At 32.6% G+C, this 17,140-nt stretch carries 17 protein-coding genes and 1 pseudogene; 13 read left to right on the top strand and 5 right to left on the bottom strand.

Annotated elements, in window-relative coordinates; translation table 11 throughout:
* Positions 1-3 precede the first annotated feature (3 nt).
* From CIB95_RS06755 to CIB95_RS06780, 6 genes are all read left to right on the top strand, one after another.
* Entirely contained in the window at positions 4-780 is a 777-nt protein-coding gene (locus CIB95_RS06755; RefSeq protein ID WP_158217575.1) for an ABC transporter ATP-binding protein, read from the top strand.
* A 278-nt stretch (positions 781-1,058) separates the two neighbouring features.
* Entirely contained in the window at positions 1,059-2,579 is a 1,521-nt protein-coding gene (locus CIB95_RS06760; RefSeq protein ID WP_094924198.1) for a spore germination protein, read from the top strand.
* A gap of 15 nt (positions 2,580-2,594) precedes the next feature.
* Positions 2,595-3,692, top strand: a complete 1,098-nt coding sequence (locus tag CIB95_RS06765; RefSeq protein WP_094923584.1) for a GerAB/ArcD/ProY family transporter — start codon at positions 2,595-2,597, stop codon at positions 3,690-3,692.
* Positions 3,689-4,789 carry a Ger(x)C family spore germination protein gene (locus CIB95_RS06770; protein WP_094923586.1) on the top strand — a complete coding sequence of 367 codons (1,101 nt, stop codon included), beginning with the start codon at positions 3,689-3,691 and terminating at the stop codon, positions 4,787-4,789. Before CIB95_RS06765 ends, CIB95_RS06770 begins: the two co-directional genes overlap by 4 nt.
* Positions 4,790-4,861: 72 nt before the next feature.
* Positions 4,862-5,407 carry an RNA polymerase sigma factor SigX gene (locus tag CIB95_RS06775; protein WP_094923588.1) on the top strand — a complete coding sequence of 182 codons (546 nt, stop codon included), beginning with the start codon at positions 4,862-4,864 and terminating at the stop codon, positions 5,405-5,407.
* The gene (locus CIB95_RS06780) at positions 5,404-6,612 is read left to right on the top strand and encodes a hypothetical protein (RefSeq protein ID WP_094923590.1); all 1,209 of its coding nucleotides are present in this window, start codon (positions 5,404-5,406) and stop codon (positions 6,610-6,612) included. The genes CIB95_RS06775 and CIB95_RS06780 overlap by 4 nt, the downstream gene beginning before the upstream one ends.
* 104 nt (positions 6,613-6,716) lie before the next feature.
* Here CIB95_RS06780 and CIB95_RS06785 read toward each other — a convergent pair whose 3' ends face one another.
* Positions 6,717-6,917: a hypothetical protein gene (locus CIB95_RS06785; protein WP_094923592.1), complete on the bottom strand. Its 201-nt coding sequence runs from the start codon at positions 6,915-6,917 to the stop codon at positions 6,717-6,719.
* 48 nt (positions 6,918-6,965) lie between these two features.
* Positions 6,966-7,386 (bottom strand): annotated as a pseudogene (locus CIB95_RS06790) (YkyB family protein).
* Between the two features lie 130 nt (positions 7,387-7,516).
* Between CIB95_RS06790 and CIB95_RS06795 the strand changes: the two are divergent.
* A complete protein-coding gene (locus CIB95_RS06795) occupies positions 7,517-7,765 on the top strand; it encodes a DUF1871 family protein (RefSeq protein WP_158217576.1) in 249 nt (82 codons plus the stop codon).
* 56 nt (positions 7,766-7,821) lie between these two features.
* Positions 7,822-8,580 carry a FixH family protein gene (locus tag CIB95_RS06800; RefSeq protein ID WP_094923596.1) on the top strand — a complete coding sequence of 253 codons (759 nt, stop codon included), beginning with the start codon at positions 7,822-7,824 and terminating at the stop codon, positions 8,578-8,580.
* Between the two features lie 51 nt (positions 8,581-8,631).
* On the opposite strand, the gene CIB95_RS06805 is transcribed toward CIB95_RS06800, so the two are convergent.
* A complete protein-coding gene (locus CIB95_RS06805) occupies positions 8,632-9,672 on the bottom strand; it encodes a metal ABC transporter solute-binding protein, Zn/Mn family (protein WP_094923598.1) in 1,041 nt (346 codons plus the stop codon).
* Between the two features lie 258 nt (positions 9,673-9,930).
* Here CIB95_RS06805 and mgtE point away from each other — a divergent pair, with 258 nt between their 5' ends.
* Positions 9,931-11,289, top strand: coding sequence for a magnesium transporter (gene mgtE / locus CIB95_RS06810; RefSeq protein ID WP_198949175.1), 1,359 nt, complete (start codon positions 9,931-9,933; stop codon positions 11,287-11,289).
* Positions 11,290-11,333: 44 nt separating this feature from the next.
* Positions 11,334-12,551, top strand: coding sequence for a putative lipid II flippase FtsW (gene ftsW / locus CIB95_RS06815; protein WP_233143946.1), 1,218 nt, complete (start codon positions 11,334-11,336; stop codon positions 12,549-12,551).
* A gap of 56 nt (positions 12,552-12,607) precedes the next feature.
* Here the strand turns inward: ftsW and CIB95_RS16040 are convergent, their stop codons facing one another.
* Positions 12,608-12,697 (bottom strand): YjcZ family sporulation protein, encoded by a 90-nt coding sequence (locus CIB95_RS16040; protein ID WP_142296473.1) that lies wholly within the window; start codon positions 12,695-12,697, stop codon positions 12,608-12,610.
* A gap of 155 nt (positions 12,698-12,852) precedes the next feature.
* On the opposite strand from CIB95_RS16040, the gene CIB95_RS16190 reads away from it, so the two are divergent.
* From CIB95_RS16190 to CIB95_RS06830, 3 genes are all read left to right on the top strand, one after another.
* The gene (locus CIB95_RS16190) at positions 12,853-13,014 is read left to right on the top strand and encodes a hypothetical protein (protein WP_158217577.1); all 162 of its coding nucleotides are present in this window, start codon (positions 12,853-12,855) and stop codon (positions 13,012-13,014) included.
* Positions 13,015-13,192: 178 nt separating this feature from the next.
* Positions 13,193-14,497 carry a hemolysin family protein gene (locus CIB95_RS06825; protein ID WP_094923604.1) on the top strand — a complete coding sequence of 435 codons (1,305 nt, stop codon included), beginning with the start codon at positions 13,193-13,195 and terminating at the stop codon, positions 14,495-14,497.
* Positions 14,498-14,738: 241 nt separating this feature from the next.
* Positions 14,739-16,223, top strand: coding sequence for an aminotransferase class V-fold PLP-dependent enzyme (locus tag CIB95_RS06830; RefSeq protein ID WP_094923606.1), 1,485 nt, complete (start codon positions 14,739-14,741; stop codon positions 16,221-16,223).
* Between the two features lie 51 nt (positions 16,224-16,274).
* On the opposite strand, the gene CIB95_RS06835 is transcribed toward CIB95_RS06830, so the two are convergent.
* Positions 16,275-17,000 (bottom strand): ZIP family metal transporter, encoded by a 726-nt coding sequence (locus CIB95_RS06835; protein ID WP_094923608.1) that lies wholly within the window; start codon positions 16,998-17,000, stop codon positions 16,275-16,277.
* Between the last annotated feature and the right edge of the window lie 140 nt (positions 17,001-17,140).

Here is a 17,140-nt window from a genome sequence, read left to right on the forward strand (position 1 = left end):
GGTTTGTTAGAAGTAAAAAACGTATCTGGTGGATATAGAGGTAAAAAAACAGTTAATAATATTTCATTTACCGTAGGGAAAGGTGAATTTGTCGGTTTAATTGGTCCAAACGGTAGTGGAAAAACGACATTATTAAAAATTATAAGTAATCTCATACCGAAACAAACAGGACAAATCTCCCTATGCTCACAAGAGCTTGAAACTTATTCAGCGAAAGAGTTAGCAAAAAAAATTGCAGTACTTCCGCAAAATAATGAGCTAGGCTTCTCCTATACTGTGAAGCAAGTAGTTGCTTTAGGTAGAACGCCATATAAAAAAACATTATTTGATAATTGGTCGACTGATGATGAAACCATTGTTCTTGATGCAATGAAGCAAACAAACATTTATACTTTTGCAAATAAAGACTACCTTGAATTAAGTGGGGGAGAAAGGCAAAGGGTTTTGTTAGCAAGGGCTTTAGCACAGCAACCACAACTATTATTACTAGACGAACCTGCTAATCATTTAGATATAAAACACCAAATTCACTTATTTTCTACAATAAAAAAATTTACGGAAAATGAAAAATCCGTACTTGCTGTTTTTCATGATATCAATATGGCGAGTTTGTATTGTGACCGAATTATTGTGATCAATCAAGGGCAATTTGTAAAAGAGATGAAAGCTGATGAAGAACTTGATGTTGACTGTTTAAGTAGTGTATTTGAAATTCCATTCACAAAACATAAACACCCACAAATCCCAAGAGAAATAGTCACATTCCATCCGTTAATATAATGAATAGATCCCACTTTGGTACTGCACCGCAGAAGTTAGAGTAAATAATCTAATTTCTGGGGTGTTTTTTGTCTTAATTATCATCGAAAAGTCACCATACTTGAAATTTTTGTGGTATTAATTACCTCTCTTTCCGCACTTTGCATAATATGAAAAAGATCTCTCATACTAAAGAAGAAAGGGAAGGAGGATTGGTGATGAAAAATAAGATTAAACCTAAATCATTAAAAAGTTTAATTGAAGAATCTAAGAATAAGGAAGAAGTAAATGAGCAAGAAATGTTAGCGAATACTCCTTTGAAAAAAACAGAAATAACCAATTCTGCTGAAACTCAGAGTGCAGATGATAAATCACCAATCCTTGAGACATTATTGCAATTAAGAAAGACAAAAGATTTTGTTCAATATTACAATTCTGAATCGAAAAATCCTTTTTATATCGCATACTTTCAATCATTAATTGATTCAAGCATTCTTCATAATGACATATTGGCTAATATACTTAAATCAGAAGTTAGCAATGTGGACGACTTTATTAAAATTATCCCAATTGAAGATATTAAAATAGTTGAAACAAAAGAAGAAATAGAGGAACAATTGATAATTGGCTCAGTTATCATTTATTTCCATGTCGATGATAATAGGGTGGCTTGTATCCCTGCACAATCTGTTCATGGAAGAAATGTTTCATCTCCCGAAATTGAATTTAGCGTAATAGGTCCACAAGATGCTTTTGTAGAAGGCATCGATATTAATATTAATTTAATCCGAAAAAGAATTCCTTCTTCAAAGCTAACGTTTAAAGAGATTACGATTGGAAAACTCTCTAAGACAAAAGTAGTGGTCGCTTATATAGATGGCATAGCTAATGATCAAAATGTCGATACAGTACTTCAACGTTTAAGAGATATAGAATTTGATCAAATACTAGATATCTCTTATATAGAACAACTGTTACAGGACAATACAAATTCACCATTTCCACAGTTAATCAGTACAGAACGTCCTGACAGAGTTGCGGCGATATTAGCGGAAGGTAAAATTGCAATCATCGCCGATGGCTCAAATCATGTAATAACTGGTCCTACAACATTTGTTGAGTTTTTTACATCGATGGAAGATTACTATATGTCGTGGTTAGTTGGATCAGCATTTAGAATTATTCGCTTCATGGCAGTAGCATTTTCAATTTTTGCAACACCAATTTATGTAGCTGTTTTATCATACCATTATGAATTGATTCCAAGGGACTTACTGGCGACATTAACATCTTCGCGTGCGAATATACCATTTCCACCTGTTATTGAAGCAATTTTCTTAGAGCTAACGATTGAATTATTAAGGGAAGCTGGAGCAAGGCTTCCGACTAAAGTTGGTCAAACAATAGGGATTGTAGGCGGTATTGTAATTGGACAAGCAAGTGTTGAAGCTGGGCTTACAAGTAACATATTACTAATCATTGTAGCTCTTGCAGCACTTGCTTCCTTTACAACCCCTGTATATCAAATGGGTAGTACAATTCGATTATTAAGGTTTCCATTTATCATTTTTGCATTTCTTTGGGGCGGACTAGGAATTGTTTTATGTTTAACATTTTTAATTGTCCACCTCCTAAGACTTTCATCATTAGGAAATCCGTATTTAGCACCACTTTACCCTCTACGTATCGCTGATTGGAAAGATGCATTTATTCGATTGCCGTTCAGTATGTTTTCGATACGTCCATTTATTACGAGATCCAAAGATATTATGAGGTTCAAAGAGTCTAATGCTAAAGAGAAAAAAGATAATAAAAAGTAAGGTGGTGAAGATGCAATGATGCCTAACATTCCTGAAAATGAAAAAGTGTCTACTTATTTCGTATTGTTTTTAATCATTGCTGGGCAACTAGGTACAGCAGCTCTTGGTTTTCAACGGATTGTATTAATTTCTGCTGGTTTTGATGCCTGGATTTCGATAATCGTTGCAGGCCTCTTCGTCCATCTCATTCTTTATATGATTTATTCAGTATTAAAAAGTGGGAACGGAGATATTATTTATATTCACAGAAATCTATTTGGGAGGTGGATTGGCGATATATTGTCAACCCTAATCCTGTTATATGCTTTGATGGCCGCGATTACTGTATTTCGAACGTATTTAGAAATTATCCAAGTTTGGATGTTCCCGAGAATGAATCTTTGGGCTTTTTCTATCGTTTTTTTATTGCTAGTTTACTACACTATTTCTGGAGGTTTTCGGATAATTGGAGGTATGGCAACTTTTTCAGTAGGCATAATCATTCTTATGATGCCTATCTTTTTATTCCCTCTTCAATTCTCAGAATTTCAAAACATGATGCCAATTATGAAGCATTCAATATTAGAAATACTTGGAGGGGCAAAAGCAATGACTTTAAGCTATTTAGGTTTTGAAGCAGTGCTTTTGTATTATCCTTTTATTAAAAAAGCAAAAAACTCACAACGATGGGCACATGCTGGTGCTAGTTTTACGATGTTTTTCTATATTTATATTGGATTAATTTCCTTTGCGTTTTATAGTGAGGAGCAATTAAATCGAACAATTTGGGCAACGTTAAGCTTGTTTAAAATTGTGGAAATGCCTTTTGTTGAGCGTTTCGAATATATCGGTGTATCGTTATGGGCTGTTATTGTTTTAGCAAATATTTTGATAACTATTTGGGTAACGAGTTATGGAGCAAATAGAGTATTTTCTATTAAGCAAAATGTCGCACTGCCAATCATATTAGTAATTATATTTATTAGCATTAATCTATTATCAAGTCGTGCTGGTGTGAATAATTTAAATGATTATATGGCAAAGATTGGCTTTTATACGATGGTAACTTATATACCATTTATTTTTATCTTCCAAAAGGTCAAAAAGCGAATGAAAAGGAGGGATGGGAAATGAAAAAAAGGTTATCATTACTCGCCCCTTTTTTTCTTTCTCTTATTCTTTTAACTAGTTGTAGTGAAAAAAGGATTTTAGATGAAGTAGGATTAATTCAAATAGTCGCCTACGATATAACTGATGATGAAAAAATTAAAGGGATATTCGTAGTGCCAAATTATCGTCCAGATAATGAAATAATCGTTGAAAAGTACGAAGCAGTTGCTAACACAAGTAAAGGTATACGACGAAAAATAAGCGCTATGACAGAAAAGCCGATTGTCGCTGGACAATTGCGAGTAGCTTTATATAGCGAAGAACTAGCAAAAAAGGGACTAATAAGTATCGTTGACACATTGTACCGTGATCCATCGATTGGAAATAGAATGAATTTAGCGATAGTAAAAGGTGATATGAAAGAGCTAATAATGACTGACTATTCAGATCGAGAGAGTGTCGCAGCTTATATTCAAAATTTAATACGTCATAATATTGACAAAGAAACGTTACCAACGCAAAGCTTACACCTATTTTTATACCGTTATTATAGTGATGGTCAGGACCCATTTATGCCAATTATACAAAAGAATGAAAGCCACATTGAAGTTACTGATATTGCAATTTTTAATGAAGATAAATTTGGTATGTCTATTCCTCTTAAGAAGGGGTTTATGTTTAAGTTATTGTTAGAAGGATATAAAAGTGGGAAATATGAATTGATATTAAATGGATCTGAGGAAGAAAAAGAATATGCTGTAATTGAAAATTTAAACTCCAGCACTACTTATTTTATGGAAAAGAAAGATGGTACTATAAAATTTAAAATTAATGTTAAAATGAAAGGACAGATAAATGAATATTCTGGTAAACTAAACATGGAAATGAAAAAAACATTAAAAAAAATTGAAAAACAATTAGCAGAAGAAATAGAAGAAGAGAGTATAGCTTTAATTAAAAGTTTTCAAGAAGAAAAAGTAGACCCAATTGGCTTCGGAAAAAAATATCGAAGTAAAACATATAACTGGGATTCAAAAAAGTTTTATGATGAAATCTATCCAAAAATTAAATTCGATGTAAAAGTAAATGTACAGATTATTGAAACAGGTATCGTGGAATAAATATTTTTTTAAAATGTGTAACAAAGACAAGCTTAAATTCGACTATTATGTGAACGGAGGAAATCATTAAAGATGAAGGAACAGTTTAATGAACTTTATGAAAAATTCCATCAAGAAATCTTCCGCTTCTTAGTATATATGGTCAAAGATAAACAACATGCAGAAGATTTAGTGCAAGAAGTATATATTAAAGTACTTGATTCATACGATCGATTTCGTGGACAGAGCAGTGAGCGAACTTGGATTTATTCAATTGCAAGACATGTGGCAATAGACTGGCTTAGAAAACAACAAAGAAGAAAGAAAAGGGGCTTTTTCCAAGCGGAAATTGATGATGAGCAATTTATTATTAAAGATGATGCACCTCTTCCTGAAGAATTATTAACGCAAAGCGAAACGATGAAAGCGATATATCAGGCTTTGGAAAATTGTACTGTTGACCAAAAAACGGTTGTTATATTGCGATATATACAAGGTTTATCAATTTCTGAAACTGCACAAACATTAAATTGGTCTGAAAGTAAAGTGAAGACGACACAACATCGAGCAATTAAAAGATTAAAGAAATTATTTGACTTAAATACGGAAGATTGGCTTCGAAGAGGAGTGAATGAATGAATAAAAAAGACTGGTCGGAAGAGGAATTGATTCAACAATTGAAAAAGATGCCTGAAATGAAGGACACTCGATCAAAAGAAGAGATTTTTAGGAATATTGAACATCGCCTTCCTACTAAAAAGTCTACTAACCATAAAAAGTGGTATGTTACTCTTGCGACGAGTGCCGCTGCTATAATTTTCCTTTTACTACTTCCGTCATTTCAGGGTGAAAATATTTTAGACGCACCTTTGCCAACTGAAGATACTAGCAATTTTCATAGCCAAAATACATTGCCGTCAATTAATGGAAATGATAATAACAACATGGGTATAAATTCGCACACTTCAATCGTAGATAAGATAGATAATTCTGTTGTAATTTCATCAATAAATGGTGGTATTTACCCTGGTGCTTTAATAAACTTTGGACACTCTCTGGATTTGGTTACAATTGCTGTACCTGATCAACAAGCTGAGATAATGATTCCACTGGCATATTTGTATAACCGTGATAGCTTAATGAACGATGCAAACCTATATAATGCGTTTAATAATAATGGTTTTAAAATACCCAATGGTCTTTCAAATTTTCTATTAAAAGATGCGAGATTTACATTAGTGACTACAGATAGTAAAACGGTTCATATTGATGTAAATGCTAATCACCAATTCGCTTCTGGATCTACTTCCGTAATGATGTTTTATGCGACTGTTGAAGCACTCTTAAAGTATTCTGAATTTGACAGAGCAACATTCTCTACAGACGGAAAAGCTGGGATCGAATTAGACAACGTAGGTAAAATATATGAATTAAAACAAAGTGAAAATAAAAGTGGTTACTACTTATATGAAGTAGCTAGCACAAAGCAGCATTTCTTAGTTCCAATTGCGTTTGAAGGATTATCATTTGAGGAAATGTTAAACCAAATGTCGATACAGGAGCTTGAAAAAAACTATAAGGCGATACTTCCTGCTGGATTTGTTAAAGATGTTGAGGAGATTGGCAATTCTGTAGTCATTACCTTTGATGAAAAGTTTAATTTAAATGAAATGGCATACAATATCGAGATAATTGATGCTATTTTATTTACTGCCAAAGAATTTGGATATGAATTTGTTAAGTTTAATGGCATTGGTGATGTTATTGGATTAGGACCATACAATTTCACTGAGAAAATTAAAGTACCGATTAGGCCAAATGCAATTCATGTACCTAATGAGTAAAAGCTAAAAAGAGCGTATAAAATGAACAGTACCACTAAATTTTAAGTGGATAAGTTCAATAGCGCTCTTTTTTTATTTGGTAATATAAATAGCTAATAAGAAGTTTACTCATTACTTATTTTATTTTTAGAGTCACTTTCTTTTTCATGCTGCATTTTTTTATATAATTCATCAGCTTTCGCTGCTTCACTTTTCGATACAGCTATAAATATTTTAATGAATAATAATGCCATTAATGCAGCGATGGCTAATGACAAAAGTGCGATTGGATAATAATCACGATCTATTGCTCCAACAAAATCCATGGTTACACCTCTTCTTTTTTACTTTATTTTGTGCAATGTAAGAACTACTTATTTTCCTAAAAATAAATGCTCATTTGAAAAAATCTTATTACGAGCTAAGTTATTTGTCTTTCTTTGTGATTGAGTGGGCTTTCCCGCATATTGCTCCAATATACTTGTTGCTTTTTTTAAAGGTATGCGTACTTTAGGGTTTTTAAATATACCGTTTTGCTTTTGCAGGAGGTATATGAAAGTAATAATTTTCTATTTTAATCAACACATCCAATTGCTGTTTGCTATATTTAGGGTTAGGAGAAAGCTGAATACCTACTTTTTCGGCCTTTTTTTCACTAATGAGTTTTTCGATAGCCATTCTTTTAAGTGAATAGAGGTATTTAGGGTTGGGTGCAGTTTTTGCATGTCTATTAATTGTATATATTGCTTCTGCTATCTCATTAACAGATGGCAAATTGGCCTTGTTACTAGGCAAAAATAAAACCTCCTATATTTCTTATAGTTAAAATTATAAAGTATTTTATTAATAAGTAAAGAAATTCAATAGTAATGCGACTTTGGTATAAATATGTGCTAACATGACAATAAAATGGAGGGAAGAACGCATGAGACAGTTAAATGAAAAAATACTAAAGATTATTCATGAGTGGGATCCATATAGAACAGAGCAATTTAGTAATGACGCAGAAGCAGCTGATGTAATCCAATTGGTCCATTCAGGTTTAAACATAGAGAAGTTAAGCGTAGAAATAAAGAAAGTATATGATCATTCATTTGAAGGTGATTTGCCATTAAGTAAGTGCCGGAATTTAGCAGAAAAAGTTCATGAGTTGTTCATGAATTCATCTTGTTAATAGGTTGATGTTAGATAAAATAAATAATGAAACTTACTATCTAAGGAAGTGTATATATGAAAAAATTAGTACTACTCGGAATAATTGCCAGTTTATTAACCTTGGCAAGTTGTTCAAGTCATGGAGAGCACCATCATAATGATCACGGTAATAGTACCGAATTACCACTTACAGTATCTGTAGAAATTACTCCAAAAAATCCTGAAATTTCTGAAGAAGTTATTTTTAGAGCGATAGTTTTAAAAGATGATGAAAAAATAAATGGTTTAGACTCTATCAAGTTTGAAATTTGGAAAGATGGGCAACAAGAAGACGAACATCAGATGCTTAAAGCTTCTTCGGTTTCAAAAGGTATTTATGAAGCAAAAACTACATTTGCAGAAGAAGGTAAGTATCATGTAATTTATCATATTAATGATAATACTGGTTTTCACCACATGGATAAAATTGTTTTCCATGTTGGATTGACTGAAAATAATGAACTCCATAACAGCCACAGCCACGATGATGGACATGGGGAAAATAATTTAATTATTCATAATATGGAAATTTCACCGAAACAAAATGAAAAAGCTATGATTATGTCCCATGTGTCAATGAATGGTACTGCCCTAGAAGGTGGATATGTAAAGTTTGAAATTATTAATGAAGACACGGGAGAAGTAGAATTTGTACCTGCATCTGAAAAGAAAGCTGGAGAGTATGTAGCAACGTATCGTTTTAAATCCAAAGGTGTATATTCTATTAATACTCACGTTGAACAAAAAGAATTTGATATTCATGACCATAAAAAATGGAGTGTCATTGTAAATTAAAAAAGGAGGCTCACACCTCCTTTTTCTCATTTCTACAATAGTTTATTACTATTAATTCAATGCCTTTTTCATTGTTTGAATATTTTTTCGCATAAGAGAAAAATAGTCCTCTTCTTTATCCTGATTTGTTCGAACTGACAAATTGTGTAATGTTAAAGGTTTCGCATTTATTTCTTTTTGTAAAATTTCAGCGACCCTAGGAGTAATGTTTTGTTCAAACAAGACATACTGTAAATTATTTTCTCGAGCATAATCTACTAGTTGTTGTAACTGTTTTTGAGAAGGCTCGTGTGCCGGAGACAAACCAGTTATCGCTTTTTGTTCAAGTCCATATCTCTCTTCCCAGTATCCATACGCACCGTGAGATACTATAAAAGATTTATGTTTAGCACTTGAAGCAACTTCAACAAACTCATTATTAAGTTTAGTGAGCTCAACTTGTAATGCTCGATAGTTATTTTCGAAATACTGACGCTGTTCTGGCAGTAACTCAATCAGAGCTGCTTTAATATTATCTGCTAAAGCTATTGCTAATAGTGGATCAAGCCATATATGTGGATCAACGCCATCGTGTCCACCATGTCCATCATGTTCATCATGCTCATCATGCTCATTATGTTCATCATGTTCATCATGTTCATCATGCTCATTATGTTCATCATGCTCATTATTTTCTTCATGTTCATCATGTTCATTATTTTCATCATGTTCATCATGTTCATTGGAGTTCTTTAAGTCTAATCCATCACTAACTCTAATGAAAGTAACGTCCTCATTTTCAAGTGTATGATTTAAACGATCAATAAACCCTTCCATGCCGATCCCTACATATATAAACGCATCTGCATTTGCAATTGAAACCATTTGTTTACTAGTAGGTTCAAACGTATGTGCGTCTGCACCATTCGGTATTAAATTAATGACATCAACATATTCACCACCAATATAGTTAATAAATTCTTCTAAAGCGAATATTGTTGTGTAAATTTGCAAGTGATTTTCATTGTTTTTATTACTTTGATCCCCACAAGCTGATAGTAAGATAATAAGTAAAATGGATAAAATTGAGATACTTAATTTAATTGATTTCATTTTCGATAGCCTTCTTTCGTAATTATTACGATTTATATTATATCGCCATAAATACTCCAAGTAAATAGGAATTATTCCGATTACGGTATTTTTATTTTATCTTTTAAGTAATAGTAAGATTTGATATATGACTTACATTAGAAAATAAACAAAAGTTAATACTAGTTTGCATAGTAACTATGTAATATTATGTGTTTATTGATGATTTTCATTAAATTAACCAGTATACTAAAATTACAGGATCGTTAGGATTAGGTGATAGCTATGTATTTGACAGAAGATCAATTATTAGTATTGATTATTAAACATATAAAAGAGCAGAAAAAAACCGATTTTAAAAACTTAATTGAAGAACTCCAACCTTATGATCTTGCAGTTATCTATAAAAGTCTTCCTGAAAAGCATAGGCATAAGTATTTATTATTTATGGATCAAAAAAAGATTGCGGTCTTAATTCAAGAATTAGAACCAGAGCTTCAAATCGATATCTTACATAAGCTCGGAATTGAAAAATCTTCGAATGTAATGAATCTCATGGAAAATGATGATCTTGCAGATTTGTTAAATGAGCTTTCAACGGATAGTGCCCGTCCTTTTCTTAAATCGATGGAGAAGGACGAGTCTCAGACTGTTAAAAATTTAATGAGTTATCCACCAGAAACTGCTGGTGGAATTATGACGAACAGGTATGTTTGGATTAGAGATAACTATACCGTTAGAGATGCTGTGGATAAATTGAAAGTTTTCGCAGAAATGGCGGAAAATTTATATTATTTATATGTACTAAATGATCAAAAAAAACTTGTTGGTGTTGTCTCTTATCGCGATTTACTTTTGGCAAGTATTGAAGAAAAAATAGAAGATATTATGTTTACTCGTGTCATTTCAGTACCAGCTGATCTTGACCAAGAAGAAGTAGCAACCATCATTGAAAGGTATGACTTTATTTCTGTTCCTGTTGTTGATGATGCTGGAAAATTAATTGGAATAATAACAGTTGATGATGTCATTGATGTATTTATTAAAGAGGCAAATGAAGATATTGAAAAACTATCTGCGACTGGGAAAACAATCGACTTCCAAACTAACGCAGTAACAGCATCCTTTAGAAGGTTACCTTGGCTAGTTTTGCTACTGTTTATTGGTGTGATTTCAGGTAGTATTATAAGTAATTTTGAAGGCACATTACAAAAAGTAGTTGCTTTAGCTTATTTTATGCCAATGATTGCTGGGATGACGGGGAATACTGGGACTCAGTCGTTAGCGGTGGTCGTGAGAGGCTTAGTTTCTAATGAAATTGATGGAAATACTATACGAAAGTTAATTATTCGCGAACTAAATGTTGGTTTAATTATAGGGGTTATTTGTGGACTTCTAATAGCTTTAATAGCCTTTATTTGGAAAGGTAATTTAATATTAGGAATTGTTGTAGGATCATCATTACTAATGACATTAATTATAGGAACGTTAGCTGGAACTATTATTCCGCTAATATTATACAAATTTAATGTAGATCCGGCTGTTGCATCAGGACCGTTAATTACTACTCTAAATGATATTTTTTCGTTAACCGTATATTTTACAATGGCAACAATTTTCATCTCGTATCTAATGTAATATAAAAAATATGATATAAAGGAACACAAAAAGGGGGGAATCATGTGGAACAAAATAATAATGATGTCCTGGAAGCAAAAGGTACTAAAGGCTTTGTGACGCTATTGAAAAATTTTGATTATACAATGTTAATTGTTTTAGTATGGTTACTCCTTTTTGGGCTTGTAATGGTTTATAGTGCAAGCTTAGTTGTGGCAGTTATGATATATGACTATCAAATAGATTTCTTTTATGCGAAGCAGTTACGTTCAATTATTGTAGCGAGTCTCGTTTTTATCGTGGCATGTTTTATTCCGTATTCTTTTTATAGAAAACTAAATAAATTAGCGATTTTAAGTAGTATTGTAATTTTAATTTATGTACTTGTTAAGGGGACGACCGCTAACAATGCATCCCAATGGATTTCAGTTTTTGGAATGACTGTCCAACCATCCGAACTTGTGAAGTTATCAGTAATTATTTATTTAGCAACAATTTTTTCGAAAAAACAAAAATATATTGGTAATTTTTCGCGGGGAGTGGCACCACCAGTTATTATCGTTGCCGTAATCTTAGGCTTAATTATTGTACAACCTGACTTCGGAACGTCAATGGTAATTGCCTTTACTTCCTTTATTTTAATTTTATGTTCAGGTATGAAACTGAGACACTTAGCTATATTATCGCTTATTGGTATGGTATTATTAGGAATCTTTTTCAATTTTGTTGCAACCAATGAGCAAAAGTCGCGAATAAACGGTGCATACCAACCGTTTGAAGACCCTTCTGATGATGGATACCAGTTAATTAATTCTTATTTAGCTTTTGCTACAGGTGGAGTAACTGGTCAAGGCTTTGGTGAAAGCATTCAAAAGTTTGGCTACTTACCAGAACCACATACGGATTTTATAATTGCTGTTATTGGTGAAGAATTTGGCTTGATTGGAGTTTTTATGGTTCTTTCATTACTATTTTTCATTGTAATTCGTGGTTTATTAATTGGGATTCGCTGCCAAGATACTTTCGGAAGCTTATTGGCAATAGGTATATCGAGCCTTATTGGTACACAAACATTTATTAACATTGGTGTAGCAATAGGTTTACTTCCTATTACTGGAGTTACCTTGCCTTTTATTAGTTATGGTGGTTCTTCATTGTTATCATTAATGTTAGCTATGGGAATTTTAATGAATTTATCGGCTCATAATAAGATGGAAATGAAGCAAAAGAAAAAACATGATAATGTGGTGCCACTCCATAAGCACATTTCACATTCACAATAATCAGTAAAGCCCTTTTTCAATAATGAAAAAGGGCTTTTTATTATATCTAAATTATTTTAGTAAACGTATCCGCCGGCACCAACAATAATTAATAGAATGAATAAAACTACAATTAAAGCGAAGCCGCCTGTGTATTTGTGACTCATTATACATAACCTCCTGTTTAATGATCTTGTTGTGGAATCCATTGTCCACATAAGTATCTTATGTAGCAAATGTAAAAACCGTTATCCATAATTGAAAAAATAGACATTTATCCTAATTGTAATGGGTAACCTAATCAAGAAAGGAAGGTGACGGTATGTCGAGAAAAGGAAATAGAAATCAAGAAAATATTACAACTAATTCGGGGATTGAAGAAACACACGATTTAGTTGCGGAATCGTTCATGGAAGGAACTTTGGATGATAAAGTAGAAAGTAGTATAAATGCAAAGACTGGAGGAAAAACAGATGAAAAATAAAAATAAAAGCAATATAAAAAAGGGAACGAATTCACTTGAAGAGAAAGCTCCTGGATATGGAGATAAAAAATTAGAAGGACCTAACAGACCGGCAGAATAATAAAGTACCGTTAGATTTATTCTAGCGGTACCAATATTACATAATTACAAATGTATTCTTTTGAATGGAGTGTTATCGTTGATAATTCTAAAAATAGGTCTAATCATTATATTAATATTACTAACTGCTTTCTTTGTTGCTGCAGAGTTTGCAATTGTGAAAGTAAGAAGAACGAGGATTGAAGCATTAGCTGCTGAGGGAAATAGAAGTGCCAATGCTGTATTAAAAGTAATCGATAAATTAGATGGATATTTATCTGCATGTCAATTAGGAATAACAATGACTGCTTTAGGATTAGGGTGGCTTGGTGAGCCGACTGTTGAAGTCTTGATTGAACCACTTTTAGAAATTATTCACCTTCCAGAAAGTTTACATCATATTATTTCCTTTTCCATCGCTTTTGCACTTATTACCTTTTTACATGTTGTCCTAGGAGAGCTAGCACCTAAGACGGTAGCTATCCAAAAAGCTGAACAAGTAAGTTTATTCTTAGTCAAACCATTAATATTATTTACAAAAGTGTTATATCCATTTATTTGGTTGTTAAATGGCTCAGCTGCCTTTATTTTACGTATGTTTGGAGTGAAAGTTCATTCTGACCATGAAAATGCACATACAGAAGAGGAACTGCGATTAATTTTATCTGAAAGTGCTCAAAGTGGTGAAATAAATAACGAAGAATTAAAGTTTGTAAACAATATTTTCACATTTGATAATTTAGTTGCTCGAAATATTATGGTTCCTAGAACAGAAATGGTCTGTGTATTTAAAGAAAATGCTATAGAAGAAAATATTAATATTATGCAAAATGAACGGTATACAAGATATCCAATCGCAGTTGAAGATAAAGACAATATCATTGGTTTAGTAAATATTAAAGAAGTATTTCAAGATGCTATTGGTAGTGATTTAAAGCCACTGTCTAATTATGTGAGGCCAGTAATGAAAGTAATTGAAACGATTCCAGTGAAAGAACTTTTAGTAAAAATGCAAAAGGAGCATATGCATTTAGCTATATTAGTTGATGAATATGGTGGTACGGCAGGATTAGTTACTGTAGAGGATATTTTAGAAGAAATCGTTGGAGAAATTAGAGATGAATTTGATATTGATGAACAAGCAACCATCCGACAGGTTGACGAAAATACAATCATTGCTGAAGGGAAAGCATCATTAATCGAACTAAACGATATGTTACAAATAGAATTACCGCAGAAAGATGTAGATACTATTGGTGGATTATTAATGACAATGAACAATGAGATTAAAGAGGGTACTGTAACAGAATACGATGACTATAAATTTAAAGTGTTGAAAATGGACGGACAACAAGTAAAGCAAGTGAAAATTGTCACAGATAATGAGGAGAAGGGTGAGGATTAACTCACCCTTTATTGATTTGGAATGCTAAAAAATATCATTAAAATAATAATGGACATTAAAGAAGCTACAGCAATTAAGGACTTCATATTTTCCTCCTAAATGAATAGCACTATTAAAAAATATGAGTTTTTGGCATTCTTTAGAACTTTGTTGGAAATTCGTATCTTATAAAAAGGAAAAAGGTAATAGCCATCGAATACATAGAGGTATACGTATCTTTATCTTTAGGAGGAAGAAAATAATGCAACTAGAAGCTTACTTTCAACAATTTCGTTCAAAAGTTATAGGGAATAGTCTTAAATTCAAAACGCAATTTGGTGAAAAAGAATTAATTTATGCTGATTGGACAGCTAGTGGAAGACTTTATCAAGATATTGAAGATTATATAGTAAATGAACTCGGACCATTTGTTGCAAATACTCATACAGAGGCGAATGTAACAGGTACGACAATGACAAAATTGTACAAGCAATCGTTACAATACATAAAACAGCATGTTAATGCGAATTCTTCGGATGTTATCATAACTGACGGATCTGGTATGACGTCAGTTGTCAATAAATTGCAGAGAATCTTAGGGTTAAAAGTACCTGAAAAGTTCGCAAACCAATTGTCTATAAAAGAGGAAGATCGTCCTGTCATATTTATTACTCATATGGAACATCATTCTAACCAACTTTCATGGCAAGAAACGATTGGAGAAGTCGTATGTATACCACCGACGGAAAATGGCTTGGTAAACCTTGAAGAATTAAAAGTTCAATTAAAAAAGTATGAAAAACGTAAAGTAAAGATTGGCTCGTTTACAGCTTGTTCCAATGTTACTGGAATAACAACCCCATATCATCAATTAGCGAAAATAATGCATGAACATGGTGGTATTTGTTTTGTGGATTTTGCTGCATCCGCTCCATATGTAGACATTAATATGCACCCAGAAGATTCGCTGGAAAAATTAGATGGGATTTACTTTTCCCCACATAAATTTTTAGGTGGACCGGGCACTTCAGGCGTGTTGATTTTCGATTCTGCTTTGTATTCTAACCAAAGCCCTGACCATCCAGGTGGAGGTACAGTACATTGGACAAACCCTTGGGGTGGAAAAGGATACATTGATGATATTGAAACGCGTGAAAATAGTGGTACCCCAGGTTTTTTACAAACGATAAAAACTGCCTTAGCAATTATGCTAAAAGAAGAAATGGGTATTAATAATATTTTGCAAAGAGAAAAGGAAATATTATCTTTCCTATTTGAGAAGTTGTTAGAAATACCTAAATTACATATATTAGCTGAAAACAATAAAGATCGCCTTGGAATCATTTCTTTTTATATTGAAGATATTCATTATAATTTAGTCGTTCGCTTACTAAATGATAGGTATGGGATACAAGTAAGGGGCGGTTGCTCTTGTGCTGGGACATATGGCCATTATTTGCTCCATATTAGCGAGGAAACGTCTAAGTCAATAACCGATAAAATAGATCGTGGTGATTTAGCAGAAAAACCAGGTTGGGTACGCTTATCAATTCACCCGGTTATGACAACTGATGAAGTAAACAAAATTGTGCTTGCCCTTAAGGAAATTGTAGATAATATAGATGAGTACCAACAAGACTACACTTTTGATATTTTGAAAAGCGATTACTTGAATAAAAGACAACCGAATGATACTCAAATTACTACCCATGAATTACTGAAATTTAAAAAATATTTAAATATGTAAAGAAAATAAAGCTTTCCAAATGGAGAGCTTTATTTTCATATTCCATTTCATTTACAATGTTGTTAAGATAAGAGCGGTTAATAATCCTAAAGAGGCAAATAAACCAACTGCTGGTCCACCTTCTTCAAACGCTTCTGGCATCATCGTTGAGGAAACCATAGCAATGATTGCTCCTGCTGCAAATGCACTGAGACCTGCAAAGATATTATCAGAAACTTTATCCATGACCAAGTACCCAACAATGGAGAATATTGCTGAAAGTAAAATGACAGAACTCCATAAAGTTAGAATCTTTTTATCACTAAATTTACCTTTTTTTAGACCGATACTACTAGATAAGCCCTCAGGAAAATTGCTAATAAATATGGAACTTATTAAAACAATGTTCATACTTGCATCCTTTGCTATTAATGCCCCAATAATGACGGATTCGGGGATTGCATCTAGAATTGTTCCAAAGAAAATTGCTAACCCTTGACTCCCACTATTTCCTTCTTTAGAGCGCTTTCTTTCTTTTCCACCGAATTTAATAACAGCAAAATCTCCAATTGTAAAAATGAGAGCACCAAGAATAAAAAACAATGCTACATTAAAAATAGAACTTTCCTTTAAAGCCTCTGACAGTAATTCAAAAGAAGCGGCTGCAATTAGTGCACCTGTTCCAAATGCCATAATGAGCCCAGTAAGCCTCTTGCTAATCTTAGAATAAATCCCAGTGACAGCTCCAATTAAAAGTGCAGATCCTGCAATTATACCCCAAAAGGCAGCAATTACCATCCTTAATCACTTCCTCAACAATTAGTACATCATAGACATTTTTTGTTGTTTTCAAAAGAATATTCATTAATTGACATTACCTTTTAGTTGAAAAAATACTAATCATGTATTAATATAAACAATCGTTCAATAAATAGTTA

Source organism: Lottiidibacillus patelloidae, from assembly GCF_002262935.1.
Lineage (GTDB): Bacteria > Bacillota > Bacilli > Bacillales > SA5d-4 > Lottiidibacillus > Lottiidibacillus patelloidae.